Genomic DNA, 15,909 nt, shown 5'->3' on the forward strand with positions numbered 1-15,909 from the left:
CCGCCCTCCCGCGTGTGCCGAAGCGGCCTGGCACGGGCCGTCAGGGGCCGTGCCGTGGCGTCACGCCGGCGAGGCCAGGAGAAGGCGCTCCCGCGGCGCCGGGCCGATGTTCCGGTTGCCCTGCGGCGCGGGCGGGGGGTCCTGTGTGGCCGCCGTCGGTTCGTCATCCGTCAGGAGGGCGATGAGGTTCAGGCGGGCGCGGGCCACGCGGGAGCGGACGGTGCCGATGGGGCAGCCGACGGCGGCCGCCGCCTCGGCGTAGTCCAGGCCGAGGAGTTGGGTGAGGACGAACGCCCTGCGGCGTTCGGCGGGGATCAGGGCCAGGAGTTCGGCCAGGGCGATGCCGTCCTCGAACCCCGGGACGCCGAGCGGCTGGGCCTGTTCGGCGGCGGTCTGCCAGTCGTCCCGGTCCGAGAGCCGGGGGCGGGCGGCGGCGTGGCGCAGGCTGTCCACGACAGTGCGGCGGGCGATGGTCAGCAGCCAGGTCCGGGCCGAGGAACGGCCCTCGAAGCGGTGCAGTGCGGCCAGAGCGCGCAGGAACACGTCCTGGGTGAGGTCGTCGGCAGCCTGGGGGTCGGCGCTGAGGTAGGCCACGTACCGCCACACGTCGTACTGGAGCGCGCGCACGAAGCGGTCGGCCTTGACAGGGTCCCCGTCGCGGGCGTCGAGGGCCAGCCTGGTCGCCTCCGCGTCGGATTCAGGGGTGTGCCGGGACGGCTTTCGGCCGCCCGGACGGTTCTGAGTGGGCAGGGCAGGAGTCATTGCCACAGGTCCTTACGGGCAAAGGGTTTTCCGGCGGGCCGCGCGCGGCCCGCCGGTGAACGGGGTACGGCCTGCCGGAGGGCATGGCCGATGCCCGAGGCGCGACGGAACGGAGCTGTCAGCGCGCGCTCGGGGAACCTGCTGTCACAGGACAGCGGTTCCCGTCGGCGGCCCCCGTGAGGTGATGGCGTGGACGAGGAGCAGCCGCCGCGGGCGCCGGGCGCCGAAGTCCCGGCGCACCCGCACACGAGGCCGGTCCGTCACCGGCACGAACAAGCCGAAGAGCACCCGCAAGGGAGCCCTGAGCCAGCCCGCGAGAACCCGCAGGCAGCGGAAGAAGCCCTGTTCCGCGTAGGCGAGCCAGAGGCCGCAGAGCACGGCGGCCAGCAGGTGCGCGGCCAGCATGCCCGTAGGGGACATCGCGGCCATGTCGTGGCCCGCGCCCGGTGTCACGACGCCGGTCGGCGAGGACCCCATGTGGTGCATGGCGTGGCCGCCGAGGGCATCCGTCGCCGCGGTGCCGGGCGGCGGCTGGGACACGAGCCGGCCGAGACCGGCGTTCTCGACGATGCGCAGGGCTTCCTCGGCGGACAGCTCCCCCTCGCTGCCCAGGCCACAGGTCAGGTGCGCGGCCCACTGCCGGGCGAAGGAGTCCCCGGCCGGCAAGGAGGGCTGCACGACCGACTGGGCCAGCGAGAACAGCGAGTGGAGCACGGCCTGCACCGCCACCGTGGCCGCGGTGACCGTGAGCAGACCGCGTTCGCGGCCGGCCAGGGCCCACGCGGCCGCGGCCGTCCCGGCGAACGCGGGCAGCAGCGCCCACCAGGGGACTGTGGTACCCGACATGAGGACGTGGCCGACTGCCGCGAGCAGCACGCAGACGGCCGCGAACATCGCGGCCCGCACGGCTCGGGAACAGTGGCCTGGCTTCATGGCGGGTTCATCCTCGCACCCGCTCTCCGAGCCCGGCCGGGGGTGCGCACTTCCCGACAGGACGTGACCCGCCGGCTCCAGGACGACGGGCGTCCAGCCGCGCGTGGGCCAGGACACATCACCGCGGTGGCCCGGCTGAGACGCGCCCGCGTGCCCGGGGACCGGTCGTCGCAGACGCCGCTTCCTCGCCCGGACGCTGCCTCAGACCGTCAGCCGGATCCCGGTGACCAGATGCGGACGGATGCGGACCGCGCAGTCCATCACCCGGTCCGACCAGGGCCTGATCAGTCGCTGGTAGCGCGTCAGGGCAGCCGGATCCGTCACGGGGCGGCAGTAACCCGTCGCGACGACGCTCCAGCCCAGATGGGTCAGCGGATCGATGTCATCCGCCTGGTAGGCGACCACGACTCCCCGGTCGCCATGGTGCCGGGCCTGGGCGAACAGGTCCGAGTCCTGATGTGTCCGGATGACGATATGACCGAGGTCCAGCAGATGGTTCACCGGCTGGACCGCGGGCAGCGCGCGTTGGGTGAAGACGATCCGCCCGAGCGAAGCCCCGCCGAGCAGGCTCAGCGCCTGAGCGCCCGTCAACTCGACCGTGCGGCGTGGTCCGGTGGCCGCCGGGCCGTGAGCCGGGCCCGACGCCGACGACGTGGGCGCGGCCGCGGGCACGGACCGCTGGGGCGACTGATGACCTGCGTGGCTCATGGGGCGGCCTCGTCTCCTGATCTGCTCACCTGCCGTACGAGTACATCGCGCGCTGCCATCCCCACGCCAGGGCCCAACGGCCCTAGCGGCGTCGGACGTCCGATGGGTTCACTGCGGTGGACCGCATGCCACGGGCCGGCCATGCGGCGGCTCCGGGGCCGGGCCGTGGCTTGTGGAGCGTTCGGTCGGAGCGGGGCGGTGCGGATGTGTACAGGAAGGGAATGCGTTGATCGCGGTCGTCGGACACAGAGACCTCAACAACAGAACTCTGGCGCTGGTGGAGGCTGAACTGAGAGCGCGGCTGGACTCCGTGGCAGAGGGCATGGCCGCTCTCGTACGGGTCGGGGCCGGGCTGCCGCTCGTGTTCGGGCGCGCCGCCCGGGAGGCCGGACGGAAGCTGACGGTACTGCTGCCGACCCAGGGCGCGGTGCCCGCGGTGCTGCCCGAGCAAGATCGGCCGGCCGCAGGGGAACTGCTGGTCCTGGCCGAGAGCGTACGGCTGCTGGCTTTTGATCCGGCCGACCGCAACGCCTGTGTCAGCGCCGATGAACGTCTGGTGGAGACGTGCCGGACCCTGCTTGCCGTGTGGGACGGTTCGCCGTCGGACGGCCGGGACGCCACCGCACATCTGGTTGCCTTCGCCCGGGCGCGTGGAATCCGGGTGGAGGTCGTCTGGCCGGACGGCTCCGTGCGGGGGTGGGCATGAGCGCGTCGGCGCGTGAGTCGGAGATGGTGGCGGACGCCCCCGAGGCCGATGACCGGGAGGCTCGCTCCTCCGAGGACCGGGCGCACGACGGCGCTTCGGGGACGAGCGACGCACGGGAGCGGATCGGGGCGCGCCGGGGATTCGCATGGCTGCTGGTGATCACCGCCGCCCTCGGGCTGCTGGGCTCCTTCGTGATCACTACCGACAAGTTCGAACTGCTCGCCGACCCCGGCTTCGTCCCCGCCTGCTCGCTGAGCCCCGTGGTGTCCTGCACGAACGTGATGCGCAGCGAACAGGCGTCGGTGTTCGGCTTCCCCAATCCGCTCATCGGGCTGATCGCCTTCGGGGTGGTGATGGGGACCGGCGCGGGCCTGCTGGCAGGTGCGCGCTACCGGCGGTGGTACTGGCTGGGGCTGAACCTGGGCTCCCTGTTCGGCGTCGGCTTCTGCATGTGGCTGATGACGCAGGCGCTGTACGACATCGGCGCGCTCTGCCTGTGGTGCGTACTCGTGTGGGTGGCCACCATCTTCATGTTCTGGCACACCACCGTGCACAATCTGCGCCATGGCGTCCTGCCGGCCCCACGCGCCCTGGTCGCGGCGGTCCTGGAGTTTCCCCTTGTGGTGCCGGTGACGTGGTGCCTGGTCATCGTCATGCTGATAGCAACCCGGTTCTGGTCGTACTGGCAGACGTTTCTGTGACCCATACGGTGTCGTGATGGATGTGCGTGGCCGGGACTCCGGCGGTGGCCAGCCGGCCGGCGACGGCCCGCGCCAGGTCTGTTGTGGATGCCTCGGGTGCCAGGGCCAGATAGACGTGGTGCCGGGCGGCGGCCCCGGGACGCTGCGCCGGTATTCCGGCGAGGGCCCGCAGGCCGGGATCTGCGGAGGGACCGGCCGGATCGGTCTGACCGGCCGTGAGGACGGTCAACCAGGGGCGTCCGCGCCGGAACGCCTCCAGGAACGCCGCGTCGTACCCGCCCTCACCCACCCCCTCGTCCAGCAGCAGACGCACCCGGTGGGCACGGAACCGTTCGGCGTCGATCTGCTGGAGCAGCGCCTTCATCGCGGCCCATCCGGTACCGGAGGCGATCAGCACAACGTCGGCGGACGGAGTGCGATCGGGCAAGGCAAGGGCGCCCCGCGGTGCGCTGAGGCGGACCGTGCCGCCCTCCCGCGTGCCGTGCACCAGCGCATCACTCACCCCGCCGGCACCCCGGGCCCGTACATGGAACTCCAACTCGCCGTCCGGATGCGGTGCGCGGGCCAGATAGTAAGGACGCCATGCCTGCTCCAGCAGTGGCGACTCCAAGGACGCGAACTGCCCGGCCTTGAAAGCGTAGGGCTGATGGGGGCGCACCCTCAGCACCGCGAGATCCCGCGTACGGAACTCGTGCGAGGTGACCGTCGCCTCCCAGCTCGGCGGTTCGGCGATCGCCTCGTCCGCGCCCCTGACCATGGCCGAAACGGCCAGCCGCAGCATCCGCAGCCAGGCATCCTCCAGGGCACCCGTCCACCGGGCGCCCGCGCGGATGCGCAGCGCCTCGATCAGCGCTGCCTCGAACGCTTCGAAGTGCGCGGGGCGTACACCGAGCTTGCGATGGTCGCGACCCAACTGCGCGAAGGTGTCGATCATCTCGTCCGTACGGTGCAGATTGCCGATCAGATAGCGGAAGATTCCGGCGAGATGGGCCTGCTGGAACGCCATCGACTCGGGGAACAACGACCGCAGATACGGTTGCCGCTCGAACAGAACCCGGTACAGTTCGGCGATCAGCTCCTCCAACGGGCTCACCAGAGGCAGGAATGCGCTGATCAGCTGTTGGTCGGACGTTCCGTCGTACGGCTGCGGTGCCTCGGCGGACCACGGTTCGGCGCCGACTCCGTCCGGGGACAGGATGCGGCGTCGCAGCCGCATCGCGTCATGCCGGGCGAGCAGTGCGTGGTAGTCCTCGCTCGGAGTGTTCATGGACGGGTGACTCCTTGGGACAGCACGGTGGGGTGGTCGGGATGGAGAGACGTCCGTAGCGTCCGGACGATCTCGGCGGCGTCAGTATGGCACCGCGTCCAGCCTGCCGACCGGCCCTGGTCACAGAGCCTTTCGGCCCTGTTCAGAGCCTGTTCAACATGCTGTGAGACCCCGGCGAAACGGCTGGCGGCCGCAAGCACATACTGGTCAGGCCCCCTTCCCCGAACCGATCGAGCATGGTGTGAATGACCTCGCGAAATCCCCGCTGAGTACGACGCCGCCGCAGTCCGCGGCTCCCGTACGCGTCTTCATCCTCGACGACCACGAGGTCGTCCGGCGCGGCGTACGCGATCTGCTGGAGGCCGAAGACGGCATCGAGGTCGTCGGCGAGGCGGCCGACGCCCGGGAGGCGCTGGCCCGCGTACCGGCCAGCAGGCCGCAGGTCGCCGTACTGGACGTACGGCTCGGAGACGACCCCCGCGGTGACCACGCCGGTATCGAAGTGTGCCGGGAACTGCGCGCCCTGATGCCCGAACTGGCATGTCTGATGCTGACGTCGTTCGATGACGACGAGGCACTGTTCGACGCCATCATGGCGGGTGCGGCCGGCTACGTACTGAAGCAGATCAACGGAGCCGATCTGATCGCCGCCGTACGCACGGTCGCGTCCGGCACCTCGATGCTCGACCCACGGACGACCGCTCGTGTGATGGCACGGCTGCGGGGCCCCGAGCGGACCCCCGCCGAGGAGTCGGAGACAACGGAACTGGACCAGCTCACGACCAGGGAGCGCCAGATCCTGGACCTCATCGGCGAGGGCCTCACCAACCGCGAAATCGCGGAACGCCTCTTCCTGGCGGAGAAGACCGTCAAGAACCGCATCTCCTCGATCCTCGCCAAACTGGGCGTCGGCCGCCGGATTCACGCCGCGATGCTCGTCGGCCGGATCAAGGACCGTCAGGGACAAACCCCGGTCCGGCGAATCTGACAGGTGCTCGGGCGTCAGTCGCGGAGGGGGACGCGCCACATGATCCGGGTGCCGCCGTCCGCCGGCCGTTCGATGGCGAGCGTGCCGCCGCACAGCTCCGCGCGCGTACGCATATTCACCAGCCCACCGCCGCGCCTGGCCGGCCGGCCGTCGTCGTCGACCGCTGTCGGCGTTCCGGGAGTGGTCGTGTCACCGTCCGGGATGCCGATGCCGTTGTCCGTGACGGTCAGAGTCACCGCGTCGTCGGCCGACAGCACGATGTCGATACGACTCGCACTGGCATGGCGGGACGCGTTGGACACCGCCTCGGCGGCGACCGCCACCACGTGTTCGGCGAGTTCGTCCGGGACGGTGGTGTCCACCGGCCCGTCGATCCGCACAGTGGGCCGGAAGCCGAGAACATGTGCCGCCGTACGAGCGGTCTCCGCTATCCGGTGCCGCAGCCCGCTGCGGCCCGAACCGTCCGCCGTGCGCAGATCGAAGATGGTGGACCGGATGATCCGGATCGTGGTGTCCAGATCATCCACGGCCCGGCTGACCCGCTCGGCCGCTTTCGGACGGTCCGCGATGGCCCCGGTGGTGCTCTGGAGGGTCATCCCCGTCGCGAACAGCCGCTGGATCGCCAGATCGTGCAGATCGCGGGCGATCCGGTCCCGGTCGTGCATCACGGCGAGTTCCTCGGACTCGGCCCGTCTGCGGGCCAGTTCCAGCGCGATGGCCGCCTGGTCCGCGAAGCCGGAGACGAGTTCGACCTCGGTGTCGTCGAACGGCGGGCGGTCCGCCGGCCGCCCCAGGCGCAGTGCGCCCAGCGCCCCGGTGTCGATCTGCAACGGCACCGCCACCACCGGGCCCAGACCGTCCTCGGTACCGTCGCCGAACGGATGGGCCCGGGGATCCGTACGGACGTCGGCGCAGTGCACCGGCGTTCCGGTGCGCGCGGCGAGCCCGGCCAGCGATCCCGACGCCGGAACGGACAAACCCGTCACACGGTCGGAGTCCCGGCCATGGGCGACGGCAACGGTGAGGCGCTCCTCGGCCGCCGATGCCGCCGGAGCCTCTGAGACGGGCGCGGAACCGGGCCGCCCCGTGGGCAGCAGAATCGCCGCCCGGTCGGCCCCCGCCACTTCCATCGCCCGCTCGGCGATCAGATGCAGCACCTCGTCGGCGTCCGTCCCCGAGAGCAGGGTGCGGGTGATCTCGCCCAGGGCCTCCAGGCGCCGCTCCCGGCGGCGGCTCTCGTCGTACATCCTGGCGTTGTCGATGGCGACGCCGGCGGCGATCGACAGGGTGGTCAGCACCGCCTCGTCGTCGGCGTCGAAGCTCACCCCGCCCCGCTTCTCGGTGAGATAGAGGTTGCCGAACACCTCGTCACGCACCCGCACCGGTACGCCGAGGAAGGTGCGCATCGGCGGATGATGAGGCGGAAAACCGAAGCTGCGCGGGTGGCTGCTCAGATCGGTGAGCCGCAGCGGTTCCGGGTGGCGGATCAGCTCGCCGAGGATTCCGCGGCCGCACGGTGACTGCCCGATCCTGGCGGCGAGTTGGTCCGACAGGCCCACCGGCAGGAACTCCAGGAGCTTCTGCCCGTCCCCGACAATGCCGAGTGCTCCGTACTCCGCGTCGGTCAGCGTCACCGCCGCCTCCACGATGCCGCGCAGCACCTCCGGAAGTTCCAGGCCCCGTCCCAGACTCATCACGGCATCCAGCAGACTGCGCATCCGGTCCGGTCGGCTGGGCTGCGGCCAGGCGGCCGGACCGGGGCAGGAGGGGCCGGGCGAGCCGAGCGTGGGGGAGGAGGGGGAGGGGGAGGGGACTTCCACAGGGGAGCCGGGCTCGGGAGGTGCTGTCTCTGCCATCGGGGTGCCGTTCTCTGGGGCCGTGTGCCGTATGCCGGGTATCTGCTCACCGGATCACCGCAGGGCTGAGACCGGTCCACGGGCGATCAGCCTACGACAGCCCGGGTGCCCAGGGCCCGGCGGTGTGGTCCCGGAGGCCGTCGCGGGCAGGGCCGGTCGGCTGCCGAATGTGTACGGAAGTAGGGCCGGTCGGCCCCGTGGGAGGTGCCCGTCGGTCCCTGGAGAGCGTCGCGGGCGGCGACCAGCATGGTGCGGCCGGGAAGGTCCGGTCCGTCCCCTCGTGATCTGCCGGACCTTCCCGACCGCTCCCCGGACACGCCCCGTGCGGCCGGGGAGTACTCGGAGAACTGCCACAGCTGGAGGACACGGTCCGGTGGACGCAATGGAATCGCAGGGCAAGCAGGCCACCCACGCATATGGCCCCAAGCCCCCCGGCCCCGGGGACGACCCCACCGACGCGCAGGCCGCCACCGCCGACGCGGAGGCCACCGCGGCCGGTCGTCGGCCCACTCGGCCGGGCAGCACGCAGCCCGGCACCGGTCTGCCGGGCCGTTCCTCGCGCGGCCGGATCGTCGTCTCGTGGCTCACGACGACGGACCACAAGCAGATCGGCACGCTCTATCTCGTCACCGCGTTCTTCTTCTTCCTGGTCGGCGGTGTGATGGCGCTGGTGATGCGCGCCGAACTCGCCCGTCCCGGTACGCAGATCGTTTCCAACGAGCAGTTCAACCAGGCATTCACGATGCATGGCTCGGTGATGCTGCTGCTGTTCGCCATGCCGCTGTTCACGGGATTCGCCAACTGGCTCATGCCGCTCCAGATAGGCGCACCCGATGTGGCCTTTCCGCGACTGAACATGCTGGCCTATTGGTTGTTCCTCTTCGGCTCACTGATCGCCGCCGCAGGGTTTCTCACCCCGCAAGGTGCTGCCGACTTCGGCTGGTTCGCCTATGCTCCGCTGTCCGACGCCACCCATTCCCCGGGCATCGGCGCCGATATGTGGATCATGGGCGTGGCGCTGTCCGGCTTCGGTTCCATTCTCGGAGCGGTGAACTTCATCACCACCATCATCTGTATGCGTGCTCCGGGAATGACCATGTTCCGGATGTCGATCTTCGCCTGGAACGTACTGCTGACCGCCGTACTCATCCTCCTGGTCTTCCCGGTCCTCGCCGCCGCGCTCCTCGCGCTGGAGATGGACCGGAAGTTCGGCTCGCACATCTTCGACGCCGCCAACGGGGGTGCGCTTCTGTGGCAGCACCTGTTCTGGTTCTTCGGGCACCCTGAGGTCTATGTGCTGGCTCTGCCGTTCTTCGGCATCGTCTCCGAGGTCATTCCGGTCTTCTCCCGGAAGCCGATGTTCGGTTATATCGGTCTCGTTTCCGCGACGATAGCCATTGCCGGTCTGTCCGTCACCGTCTGGGCCCACCACATGTATGCCACCGGTGGTGTGCTGCTGCCCTTCTTCTCCTTCATGACCTTCCTGATCGCCGTACCGACCGGAGTGAAGTTCTTCAACTGGATCGGCACGATGTGGAAGGGATCGCTGTCCTTTGAGACGCCGATGCTGTGGGCCACCGGATTTCTGGTCACCTTCGTCTTCGGCGGACTGACCGGTGTCATCCTGGCCTCACCGCCACTGGACTTCCACGTCACCGACTCGTACTTCGTGGTCGCCCACTTCCACTACACACTCTTCGGCACGGTCGTCTACGCGATGTTTGCCGGATTTCATTTCTGGTGGCCGAAGTTCACCGGAAAGATGCTCGACGAGCGCCTGGGGAAGATCACCTTCTGGGTGCTGACGGCCGGATTCCACCTCACGTTCCTCGTGCAGCACTGGCTCGGTGTGGAGGGAATGCCCCGCCGGTACGCGGACTATCTCGCCGCCGACGGTTTCACCGCCCTCAACACCCTGTCCACCATCGGCTCGTTCCTGCTCGGGCTGTCGTTCCTCCCCTTCTTCTACAACATCTGGAAGACCGCCCAGTACGGCAAGAAGGTAGCCGTCGATGACCCCTGGGGTTATGGCCGCTCCCTGGAATGGGCCACCTCCTGTCCTCCTCCCCGCCACAACTTCGTCGCTCTGCCCCGTATCCGCAGCGAGTCCCCGGCCTTCGATCTGCACCACCCGGAGATCGCCGCACTCGACCCCGCCGCATCGCACTGACCTCTGACCCCGCCCACCACCGCAATCCCCGCCCCCGAGGAGAGTGCTGACCGATGTCCCATGGTGTTCTGGCGCTCGGCGTCGCCGTGCTCTGCGTATCAGGCAACGTCTGGTACCTGCCCGCCTGCATCGATCTGCGTGCGGGCCAGGACCGGCCGCGCTCCCGCCGGCTGGTCGCGGCCGCCGTACTGGCCGGGTGGGGATCGGCAGCCCTCACGATGCTTGTGCTGCTCATGCCGGTCACCCTGGTCGCGGCCGCGCTGGTGGCGGTCGCGGGTACCGTCACCACGGTGTCCCTGGCCGTCCGCGCGCGGCTGTGCCGAGGCCAGGAGCAGTGTGAAGAGGCAGCCCGCTGGGCCGCGCTCCTGCGCTGACAACCGAGTTCGCTTCTCGATGCCCGACCTCACCTGCCTTTGAACCCATGTCCACCCCGGGAGTCCATGCCCTGCGCACGGACTCCCGGGCCGCCAAAGGCTCAAGCAGTCCTGACCCCCACGCGCGGGTCAACCGGTGTGAAAACCCCGAGCCGGTCCTCGATCGCCTGCGCCGCGTCCAGGCACAGGTCCTCCCGGAACGCGCGCCCGACGATCTGCACCCCGGACGGCAGTCCGTCGACCACTCCGGTCGGTACGGCCACGCCGGGAACCCCCACGAAACTGGTGACGGTGCACAGGCGCATTGCCGAGCCGACCCGGTCCCGTCCGGCCCTGTCGCGCGACTCCAGCCCCGGAACGACCGGTGGCTCGGTGAATACCGGGCCGAGCAACAGCGGGTATTCGTCGAGGAATTCGGCCCATGAGCGGCGGATGTTCATCCAGGTGCCCATCAGCTTCATGAACTCGTCCGCGCTTGCCGGCGGGGTCTGCTCCATCATCATCTCGATAAAGCGATCCCCGCCTGCTCCGAGCAGCTTCCGGACCGCCGGCCAGGTCGGAGCGAACTCGGTCACGGTGATCCGGCCGTACGCCTCGAGCGCCTCGTCCAGCCTCGGAACGTCCTGCACCTCCCGCACGTCGTACCCGGCGTCGCGCAGCGCCTCGGCCGCGGTCCCGACGGCCCTGCGAACCGTGGGGTGAACGCCGTGCCCACCCGGGTCCGCCACGACCGCGACCTTCACCGGTCCGGGAAGCGGTTCGCCGTAAGCAGGAACCGGTACGGCCCGCGGGTCGCGCGGGTCGGTTCCGGCCAGCACCTCGTACGCCAACCGGAGGTCGCCCACACTCCGCGCCAACGGGCCGTCGGTGACCAGCATCTGGGATGCCGGGCCGGGGTCGTCGGGGCCGAGGATGCGGTGGTCCGCGGGGAAACGCCCGGTTGTCGGCTTCAGCCCGGCCACTCCGCAGAACTGGGCCGGGATACGCACCGATCCACCGGAGTCGTTGCCGAGCCCGAGTGCTGCCATGCCCGTGGCGACGGCCACCCCGTCGCCTCCGCTGGTGCCGCCCGGGGTCCGGCCGCGGTCCCATGGGTTGACCGTGTCGCCGAAGAGCTCGCTTCGCGTGTGCATCCCCGCCAGGATCAGGGTGGGTATGTTGCTGTGCCCGATGGGGATGGCCCCGGCCGCTCGCAGCCGGGCCACTGGGGGTGCGTCGGCCGATGCCACCAGATCGCGGAAGCGCTCCGTGCCGAACGTGGTCGGCACGCCTTCCACGGCGGTGCTCTCCTTCACCGTGAACGGCACGCCCGCCAGCACCCCCAGCGCTTCACCGGCTGCCCGCCGGCGGTCTGTCTGCGCTGCGGCGGCGCGTGCGCGCTCCGCCAGGAGCTGAGTGACCGCGTTCACCTGCGGGTTGACCTCGGCGATGCGCTCCAGGTGGCTGTCGACCAGTTCGACAGCCGAGACATCTGCGCGGCGTACCGCCTCCGCCTGCGCGGTGGCCGGCATCTTCCAGAGGGCATCATGCATGCGCTCGTGACCTTTCCCGTCGATTTTCCGATGCACTTGCATCGGAACTGTAGCCCGTGAACCGATGCGAGCGCATCGGATAAAGTGGGCTGCGGAACGGAGCACCGTGGAACCAAGGAGGCGACCGGGCATGCCCAAGCAGGTGGATCACGCAGACCGGCGTCGCCGGATCGCTGAGGCCGTCTGCCGACTCGCCGACGAACGCGGGCTGGAGGGAGTGACCCTTCGAGACGTCGCCGCCTGTGCACAGGTGTCGATGGGTGCCGTTCAGCGATGCTTCCGAACCAAGGAAGAGATGCTCGTGTTCGCTCTCGGGTACATCGGCGAGCGGATCAGTGAGCGCGTACAAGCCCGCCTCGTCAGGAGCCCCGCCCAGTCGGCCGGCACGGCCCTGGGGCATGCGGTGAGCGAGATCTCACTGCTCCAGGAAGAGCACCGCGCCGAGGCCAGGGTCTGGCTCGCCTTCGTTGCGCAGGCGGCTGTCAGCGAGGCCCTCGCGAGGACGCTGAAGGCGAACTACGCAGCCCTGCAAGAGGCGTTCACCCGCCTCGTCTCGGAAGCCGGCGAGGGGGCCGACTGTGCCGTGCCCCTCGATCCGCAGCGCGAGGCCCGCGCCCTCCTGGCCCTTGCGGACGGCCTCACCGCGCACGTTCTCATCGGCCATCTCACCCCGCGAGAGGCGCAGGACGTCCTCCACGCGTACCTGAGCGGCCTCTGGGAGCGTCCGGTCCGGCAGCCTCGCACCACTTGAACGCCGGCATTGCCGGCCCGCGGCTTCCCAGAGGGTTGCTGCCCCGTTGGGCTTCGAGGAACTGGGTGCCCAGCTCTCCATCGAGATCGTCTAGAAGAAGCCCTGGGGCTGCCCCGGGCCAGGCGAGGCGCGGACCGAGGGAACGTCGAGGCATACATCAAGGCCTGCACCGTCGCAGCCTCTCCCGGGCGCCGAACCCGTGGAAGCTACTTTGAAACTTGCCTGGCAGTTTTCACCCGGAAGAGGGACAGCGGACGGCCGCCTTCCCCGGCGTGCAGGGAAGCCGGGGAAGGCGCGGCTGCAGAGGTCAGAGCCACGAGGGTGAGCAGTGCGCACACGGGGTAGGCCCAGCCGAGCACGGCGAGGGGCCATGAGTAGTCGAGCGAGGTGATCCGGGGATGGAGTTGTACCAGCCAGAAAGCGAGATGGCAGGGCAGCGTCGTCGCCCAGGCGGCCCGGGCGGCTGCGCGCCAACGGGTGCGATGCGGGGTGTGGAGGAGCCAGAACAGGGCGGGGAGGGCCCAGACCCAGTGGTGGGACCACGAGATGGGGCTGGCGAGGAGGCCGAAGACCTGCACTGCGAGCAGGCAGCCGAGCCGGTCGGACCGCTGCGCGCTGCGCACCGCGGCGAAGAGTGCCAGCACGCTCACCAGAGCAGTTGCCGTCCACCATGGGGCGGACATGTCCACATCGTGGCCGAGGGAGCGTGAAAGCGCTCCGCGCAGCGACTGGTTGAGCCCGGACCCGACGGGGCCGACCCGTGCGGCATCGCCCACCGCGTGGAGCCAGAAGTCGCGGGAGGGCCCTGGCGCCAGCCACCATCCGATCGCCGCCGCGGCGACGAACGCCACGGCCGACCACGCGGCAGCTGCCCAGCGCCTGCGGATGAGGAAGTAGAGACCGGTGACCGCCGGGGTCAGCTTGATCGCGGCGGCGATACCGACACCGAATCCCGCCGCGGCTGCCGGGCGCTGCTGGACAGCGAGGACGACCAAGGCCGCGAGCAGCAGATTGATCTGCCCGAAGGCGAGTGTGGTGGTGACCGGTTCGGTCCACATCAGGGCGGCGCTCCACAGCAGTACCCGCTGCCGGTGCTGCTCGGGCGGTGTGTCCGGGGCGGCCAGGCGCAGGCTGCCGTGAACGAAGGCGACCAGAGCCAGGAGTGAGGCCGCGGTCCAGGCGGCGGCCGCCAGCGGGAACGGGAGCGTGGAGAGGGGAAGGAAGAGGGCAGCGGCGAACGGGGGGTAGGTGAAGGGCAGACGGAAGATGTCGGGGCCGGGCAGGTCGAGCCGGAAGGCGTACAGGTCGCCGGCGAGCAGATGGGTGGAACCGGTGCGGTAGACCCGTAGATCCACCATGCCGGATCGGGTGCAGGCGGGGATCCACACCAGCAGCAGCATCACCAGGGAACTCACGGCCAGCACCCATGCCGCTCGGCGGGCCAGCGCGGACCGCACCGCCGGCAGGGATGGCCACCGAAGCTGTGGGTCCTGCGGGTCTTGGCCACTTGACGGAACGACGTTGTCGTCCACGGCGGTTGTCATGGTTGTGCCCTCCAGCAACTTCGCTCGATCGCGGGCGAATGCCCGGGAAGCCCCGGCCGCAGGACCTCTGCCGACCGGGGTACCGCCTTCACGCCACCATCAGGGTGAAGGCGCCGGGAACCGGCCTGTTTCGGCGGCTCCGGTCATGGCGAGGGCCGTCTGTTCCCGACTCCGCTGAGCCGTCCATGCCAGCAACACCACGGTCACCGACCCCCCGATGACGGCGGCGACCACATAGGTCCAGGTCGGCCCCCGGCCCGCGGGCAGCACCAGCAGGAGCAGAGCGACCACCGCCCCCTTCGCCCGGGCATCCGCCAGAGTGCGCCACGCCACCGCAGCCAGCGGCACCCCGCCCCACAGCAGGTACCACACCTGCACCGCGGGAGCGCAGATCACCAAGGCCAGCAGTCCCATTGCCGCAGCGCGTTCCGCCCCTTTGCGGGGAGCACGCCATATGAAGGACACTGCCGCGCCCAGCCCCGCCAACGTCCCGACCGTACGTGCCGCGCTCACCGCCCCCGGCGCCGCGTTCGATCCCACCGCGGCCGCGATCCACTCCAGCACTCGGCCCACGTCCGTGCTCACCGACAGCAGCGTGTACACCTCGGACGGCGTATGCATGGTCCGCAGCCACCCCCAGCCCTGCCCGCACAGGGTCACACCCAGCCACAGCGTCCCGCCGGCCACCAGGGAGATCCCCAGAGCACGACCGCAGCGCCGCCGCCAGCCCGACTGCGCGGCCACCGCCACCATCGCGGCACACCCCAATGCCACCGCAGCGGGGGCCTTCACCAGCACGGCCCCTATCAGCACCGCAGTGCCCAGCCCCCATCGCCCGGAGCGGAAGGCCACGAAACCGGCCATCATCAGGCCGACCATCAGTGCCTCGTTGTGCGCCCCACCCACCACATGCGCCAACACCAGCGGATTGAGCGGCGCCGCCCACCAGGCCCCTCCACCGCCGGCACCCGTCCGCACCGCGAGCCGCTGCACCGACCACGCCAGGAGGGCCAGCCCGGCGAGCGCCACCAGCCGCAGCCCCACGACCGCGGCGGCCACATGATGCTCCCCGGTCACCGATACCACGGCTTGGCTCACCAGCACGGACACCGGCCCGTACGGGGCCGGTGCGTTCCGCCACACCTCCGGGACATTGGCGGCGAGCGAGCCGCCCAGTGCCGTCGGGCCGACCTCGTAGACATTCCAGCCGTGCTGGGCCAGCGCACCCTGGGCCATGTAGCTGTAGACGTCAGCGCTGAACAGCAGCGGCGCGGGCAGCAGGGGCAACGCCCAGCATCCCAGCGTGCTCCACTGCTGCCTCCGGCTCATCACCGCACCGGCCCGCAACAGCGTGCCCAACTGCCACCAGGCCCACACCAGCAGCCCGAGTCCGGCATACGCCGCCGTCGCACCCACCGCCGTGAGGAGCGGGCCCGGTGCTCCCCACACCCCGTCCCGCACGCCTTGCGGCAACGCACCAGCGCCCCACGCACCCGCTGAGAGCAGCACGGAACCCCACATGCCCCGTCGCGTCCATACGTGGACCGCGCTTCCCATCGCCCTCATTCGGCCCAACGTAGATCCTTCCCCGGATCGCCCAACCAGCACGTGTGAAAT

The 15,909-nt window shown here is 70.3% G+C and carries 14 protein-coding genes; 6 read left to right on the forward strand and 8 right to left on the reverse strand.

Annotated elements, in window-relative coordinates; all coding sequences use genetic code 11:
- Nucleotides 1-60 precede the first annotated feature (60 nt).
- From AB0915_RS04670 to AB0915_RS04680, 3 genes are all read right to left on the reverse strand, one after another.
- Nucleotides 61-762 (reverse strand): sigma-70 family RNA polymerase sigma factor, encoded by a 702-nt coding sequence (locus tag AB0915_RS04670; protein ID WP_366689693.1) that lies wholly within the window; start codon nucleotides 760-762, stop codon nucleotides 61-63.
- A gap of 144 nt (nucleotides 763-906) precedes the next feature.
- Complete coding sequence (locus AB0915_RS04675) at nucleotides 907-1,695, reverse strand: hypothetical protein (RefSeq protein ID WP_366689694.1); 789 nt, start codon at nucleotides 1,693-1,695, stop codon at nucleotides 907-909.
- Nucleotides 1,696-1,896: 201 nt separating this feature from the next.
- Entirely contained in the window at nucleotides 1,897-2,403 is a 507-nt protein-coding gene (locus AB0915_RS04680; protein WP_366689695.1) for a pyridoxamine 5'-phosphate oxidase family protein, read from the reverse strand.
- A gap of 226 nt (nucleotides 2,404-2,629) precedes the next feature.
- Here AB0915_RS04680 and AB0915_RS04685 point away from each other — a divergent pair, with 226 nt between their 5' ends.
- Together AB0915_RS04685 and AB0915_RS04690 are read left to right on the forward strand one after the other, a co-directional pair.
- Entirely contained in the window at nucleotides 2,630-3,109 is a 480-nt protein-coding gene (locus AB0915_RS04685; RefSeq protein WP_366689696.1) for a hypothetical protein, read from the forward strand.
- Nucleotides 3,106-3,810: a vitamin K epoxide reductase family protein gene (locus tag AB0915_RS04690; RefSeq protein WP_366689697.1), complete on the forward strand. Its 705-nt coding sequence runs from the start codon at nucleotides 3,106-3,108 to the stop codon at nucleotides 3,808-3,810. The genes AB0915_RS04685 and AB0915_RS04690 overlap by 4 nt, the downstream gene beginning before the upstream one ends.
- Here the strand turns inward: AB0915_RS04690 and AB0915_RS04695 are convergent.
- Nucleotides 3,761-5,077 (reverse strand): globin domain-containing protein, encoded by a 1,317-nt coding sequence (locus AB0915_RS04695; RefSeq protein ID WP_366689698.1) that lies wholly within the window; start codon nucleotides 5,075-5,077, stop codon nucleotides 3,761-3,763. The two genes, AB0915_RS04690 and AB0915_RS04695, sit on opposite strands and share 50 nt — an antisense overlap.
- A 241-nt stretch (nucleotides 5,078-5,318) precedes the next feature.
- Between AB0915_RS04695 and AB0915_RS04700 the strand changes: the two genes are divergently transcribed.
- Entirely contained in the window at nucleotides 5,319-6,065 is a 747-nt protein-coding gene (locus tag AB0915_RS04700) for a response regulator transcription factor (RefSeq protein ID WP_366689699.1), read from the forward strand.
- Nucleotides 6,066-6,079: 14 nt separating this feature from the next.
- On the opposite strand, the gene AB0915_RS04705 is transcribed toward AB0915_RS04700, so the two are convergent.
- Nucleotides 6,080-7,783 (reverse strand): GAF domain-containing protein, encoded by a 1,704-nt coding sequence (locus AB0915_RS04705; RefSeq protein WP_366689738.1) that lies wholly within the window; start codon nucleotides 7,781-7,783, stop codon nucleotides 6,080-6,082.
- Between the two features lie 511 nt (nucleotides 7,784-8,294).
- On the opposite strand from AB0915_RS04705, the gene ctaD reads away from it, so the two are divergent.
- Together ctaD and AB0915_RS04715 are read left to right on the forward strand one after the other, a co-directional pair.
- Nucleotides 8,295-10,091: a cytochrome c oxidase subunit I gene (ctaD, locus tag AB0915_RS04710; protein WP_366689700.1), complete on the forward strand. Its 1,797-nt coding sequence runs from the start codon at nucleotides 8,295-8,297 to the stop codon at nucleotides 10,089-10,091.
- A gap of 53 nt (nucleotides 10,092-10,144) precedes the next feature.
- The gene (locus AB0915_RS04715; protein ID WP_366689701.1) at nucleotides 10,145-10,465 is read left to right on the forward strand and encodes a hypothetical protein; all 321 of its coding nucleotides are present in this window, start codon (nucleotides 10,145-10,147) and stop codon (nucleotides 10,463-10,465) included.
- A 101-nt stretch (nucleotides 10,466-10,566) separates the two neighbouring features.
- On the opposite strand, the gene AB0915_RS04720 is transcribed toward AB0915_RS04715, so the two are convergent.
- Nucleotides 10,567-11,997 carry an amidase gene (locus AB0915_RS04720; RefSeq protein WP_366689702.1) on the reverse strand — a complete coding sequence of 477 codons (1,431 nt, stop codon included), beginning with the start codon at nucleotides 11,995-11,997 and terminating at the stop codon, nucleotides 10,567-10,569.
- A 130-nt stretch (nucleotides 11,998-12,127) separates the two neighbouring features.
- Here AB0915_RS04720 and AB0915_RS04725 point away from each other — a divergent pair, with 130 nt between their 5' ends.
- A complete protein-coding gene (locus AB0915_RS04725; RefSeq protein ID WP_366689703.1) occupies nucleotides 12,128-12,748 on the forward strand; it encodes a TetR/AcrR family transcriptional regulator in 621 nt (206 codons plus the stop codon).
- Nucleotides 12,749-12,954: 206 nt separating this feature from the next.
- On the opposite strand, the gene AB0915_RS04730 is transcribed toward AB0915_RS04725, so the two are convergent.
- On the reverse strand, nucleotides 12,955-14,292 hold the full coding sequence (locus tag AB0915_RS04730) for a glycosyltransferase 87 family protein (RefSeq protein WP_366689704.1): 1,338 nt from the start codon (nucleotides 14,290-14,292) through the stop codon (nucleotides 12,955-12,957).
- Between the two features lie 99 nt (nucleotides 14,293-14,391).
- Nucleotides 14,392-15,858: a polyprenol phosphomannose-dependent alpha 1,6 mannosyltransferase MptB gene (gene mptB / locus AB0915_RS04735; RefSeq protein ID WP_366689705.1), complete on the reverse strand. Its 1,467-nt coding sequence runs from the start codon at nucleotides 15,856-15,858 to the stop codon at nucleotides 14,392-14,394.
- Nucleotides 15,859-15,909: the final 51 nt, after the last annotated feature.

The organism is Streptomyces sp. NPDC048411, assembly GCF_040704695.1.
GTDB lineage: Bacteria > Actinomycetota > Actinomycetes > Streptomycetales > Streptomycetaceae > Streptomyces.

Coding starts and splice junctions, on each gene's coding strand:
- AB0915_RS04670 (WP_366689693.1), bottom strand. CDS start 762: ATGACTCCTGCCCTGCCCACTCAGAACCGTCCGGGCGGCCGAAAGCCG.
- AB0915_RS04675 (WP_366689694.1), bottom strand. CDS start 1,695: ATGAAGCCAGGCCACTGTTCCCGAGCCGTGCGGGCCGCGATGTTCGCG.
- AB0915_RS04680 (WP_366689695.1), bottom strand. CDS start 2,403: ATGAGCCACGCAGGTCATCAGTCGCCCCAGCGGTCCGTGCCCGCGGCC.
- AB0915_RS04690 (WP_366689697.1), top strand. CDS start 3,106: ATGAGCGCGTCGGCGCGTGAGTCGGAGATGGTGGCGGACGCCCCCGAG.
- AB0915_RS04695 (WP_366689698.1), bottom strand. CDS start 5,077: ATGAACACTCCGAGCGAGGACTACCACGCACTGCTCGCCCGGCATGAC.
- AB0915_RS04705 (WP_366689738.1), bottom strand. CDS start 7,783: ATGCGCAGTCTGCTGGATGCCGTGATGAGTCTGGGACGGGGCCTGGAA.
- AB0915_RS04715 (WP_366689701.1), top strand. CDS start 10,145: ATGTCCCATGGTGTTCTGGCGCTCGGCGTCGCCGTGCTCTGCGTATCA.
- AB0915_RS04720 (WP_366689702.1), bottom strand. CDS start 11,997: ATGCATGATGCCCTCTGGAAGATGCCGGCCACCGCGCAGGCGGAGGCG.
- AB0915_RS04725 (WP_366689703.1), top strand. CDS start 12,128: ATGCCCAAGCAGGTGGATCACGCAGACCGGCGTCGCCGGATCGCTGAG.
- AB0915_RS04730 (WP_366689704.1), bottom strand. CDS start 14,292: ATGACAACCGCCGTGGACGACAACGTCGTTCCGTCAAGTGGCCAAGAC.
- mptB (WP_366689705.1), bottom strand. CDS start 15,858: ATGAGGGCGATGGGAAGCGCGGTCCACGTATGGACGCGACGGGGCATG.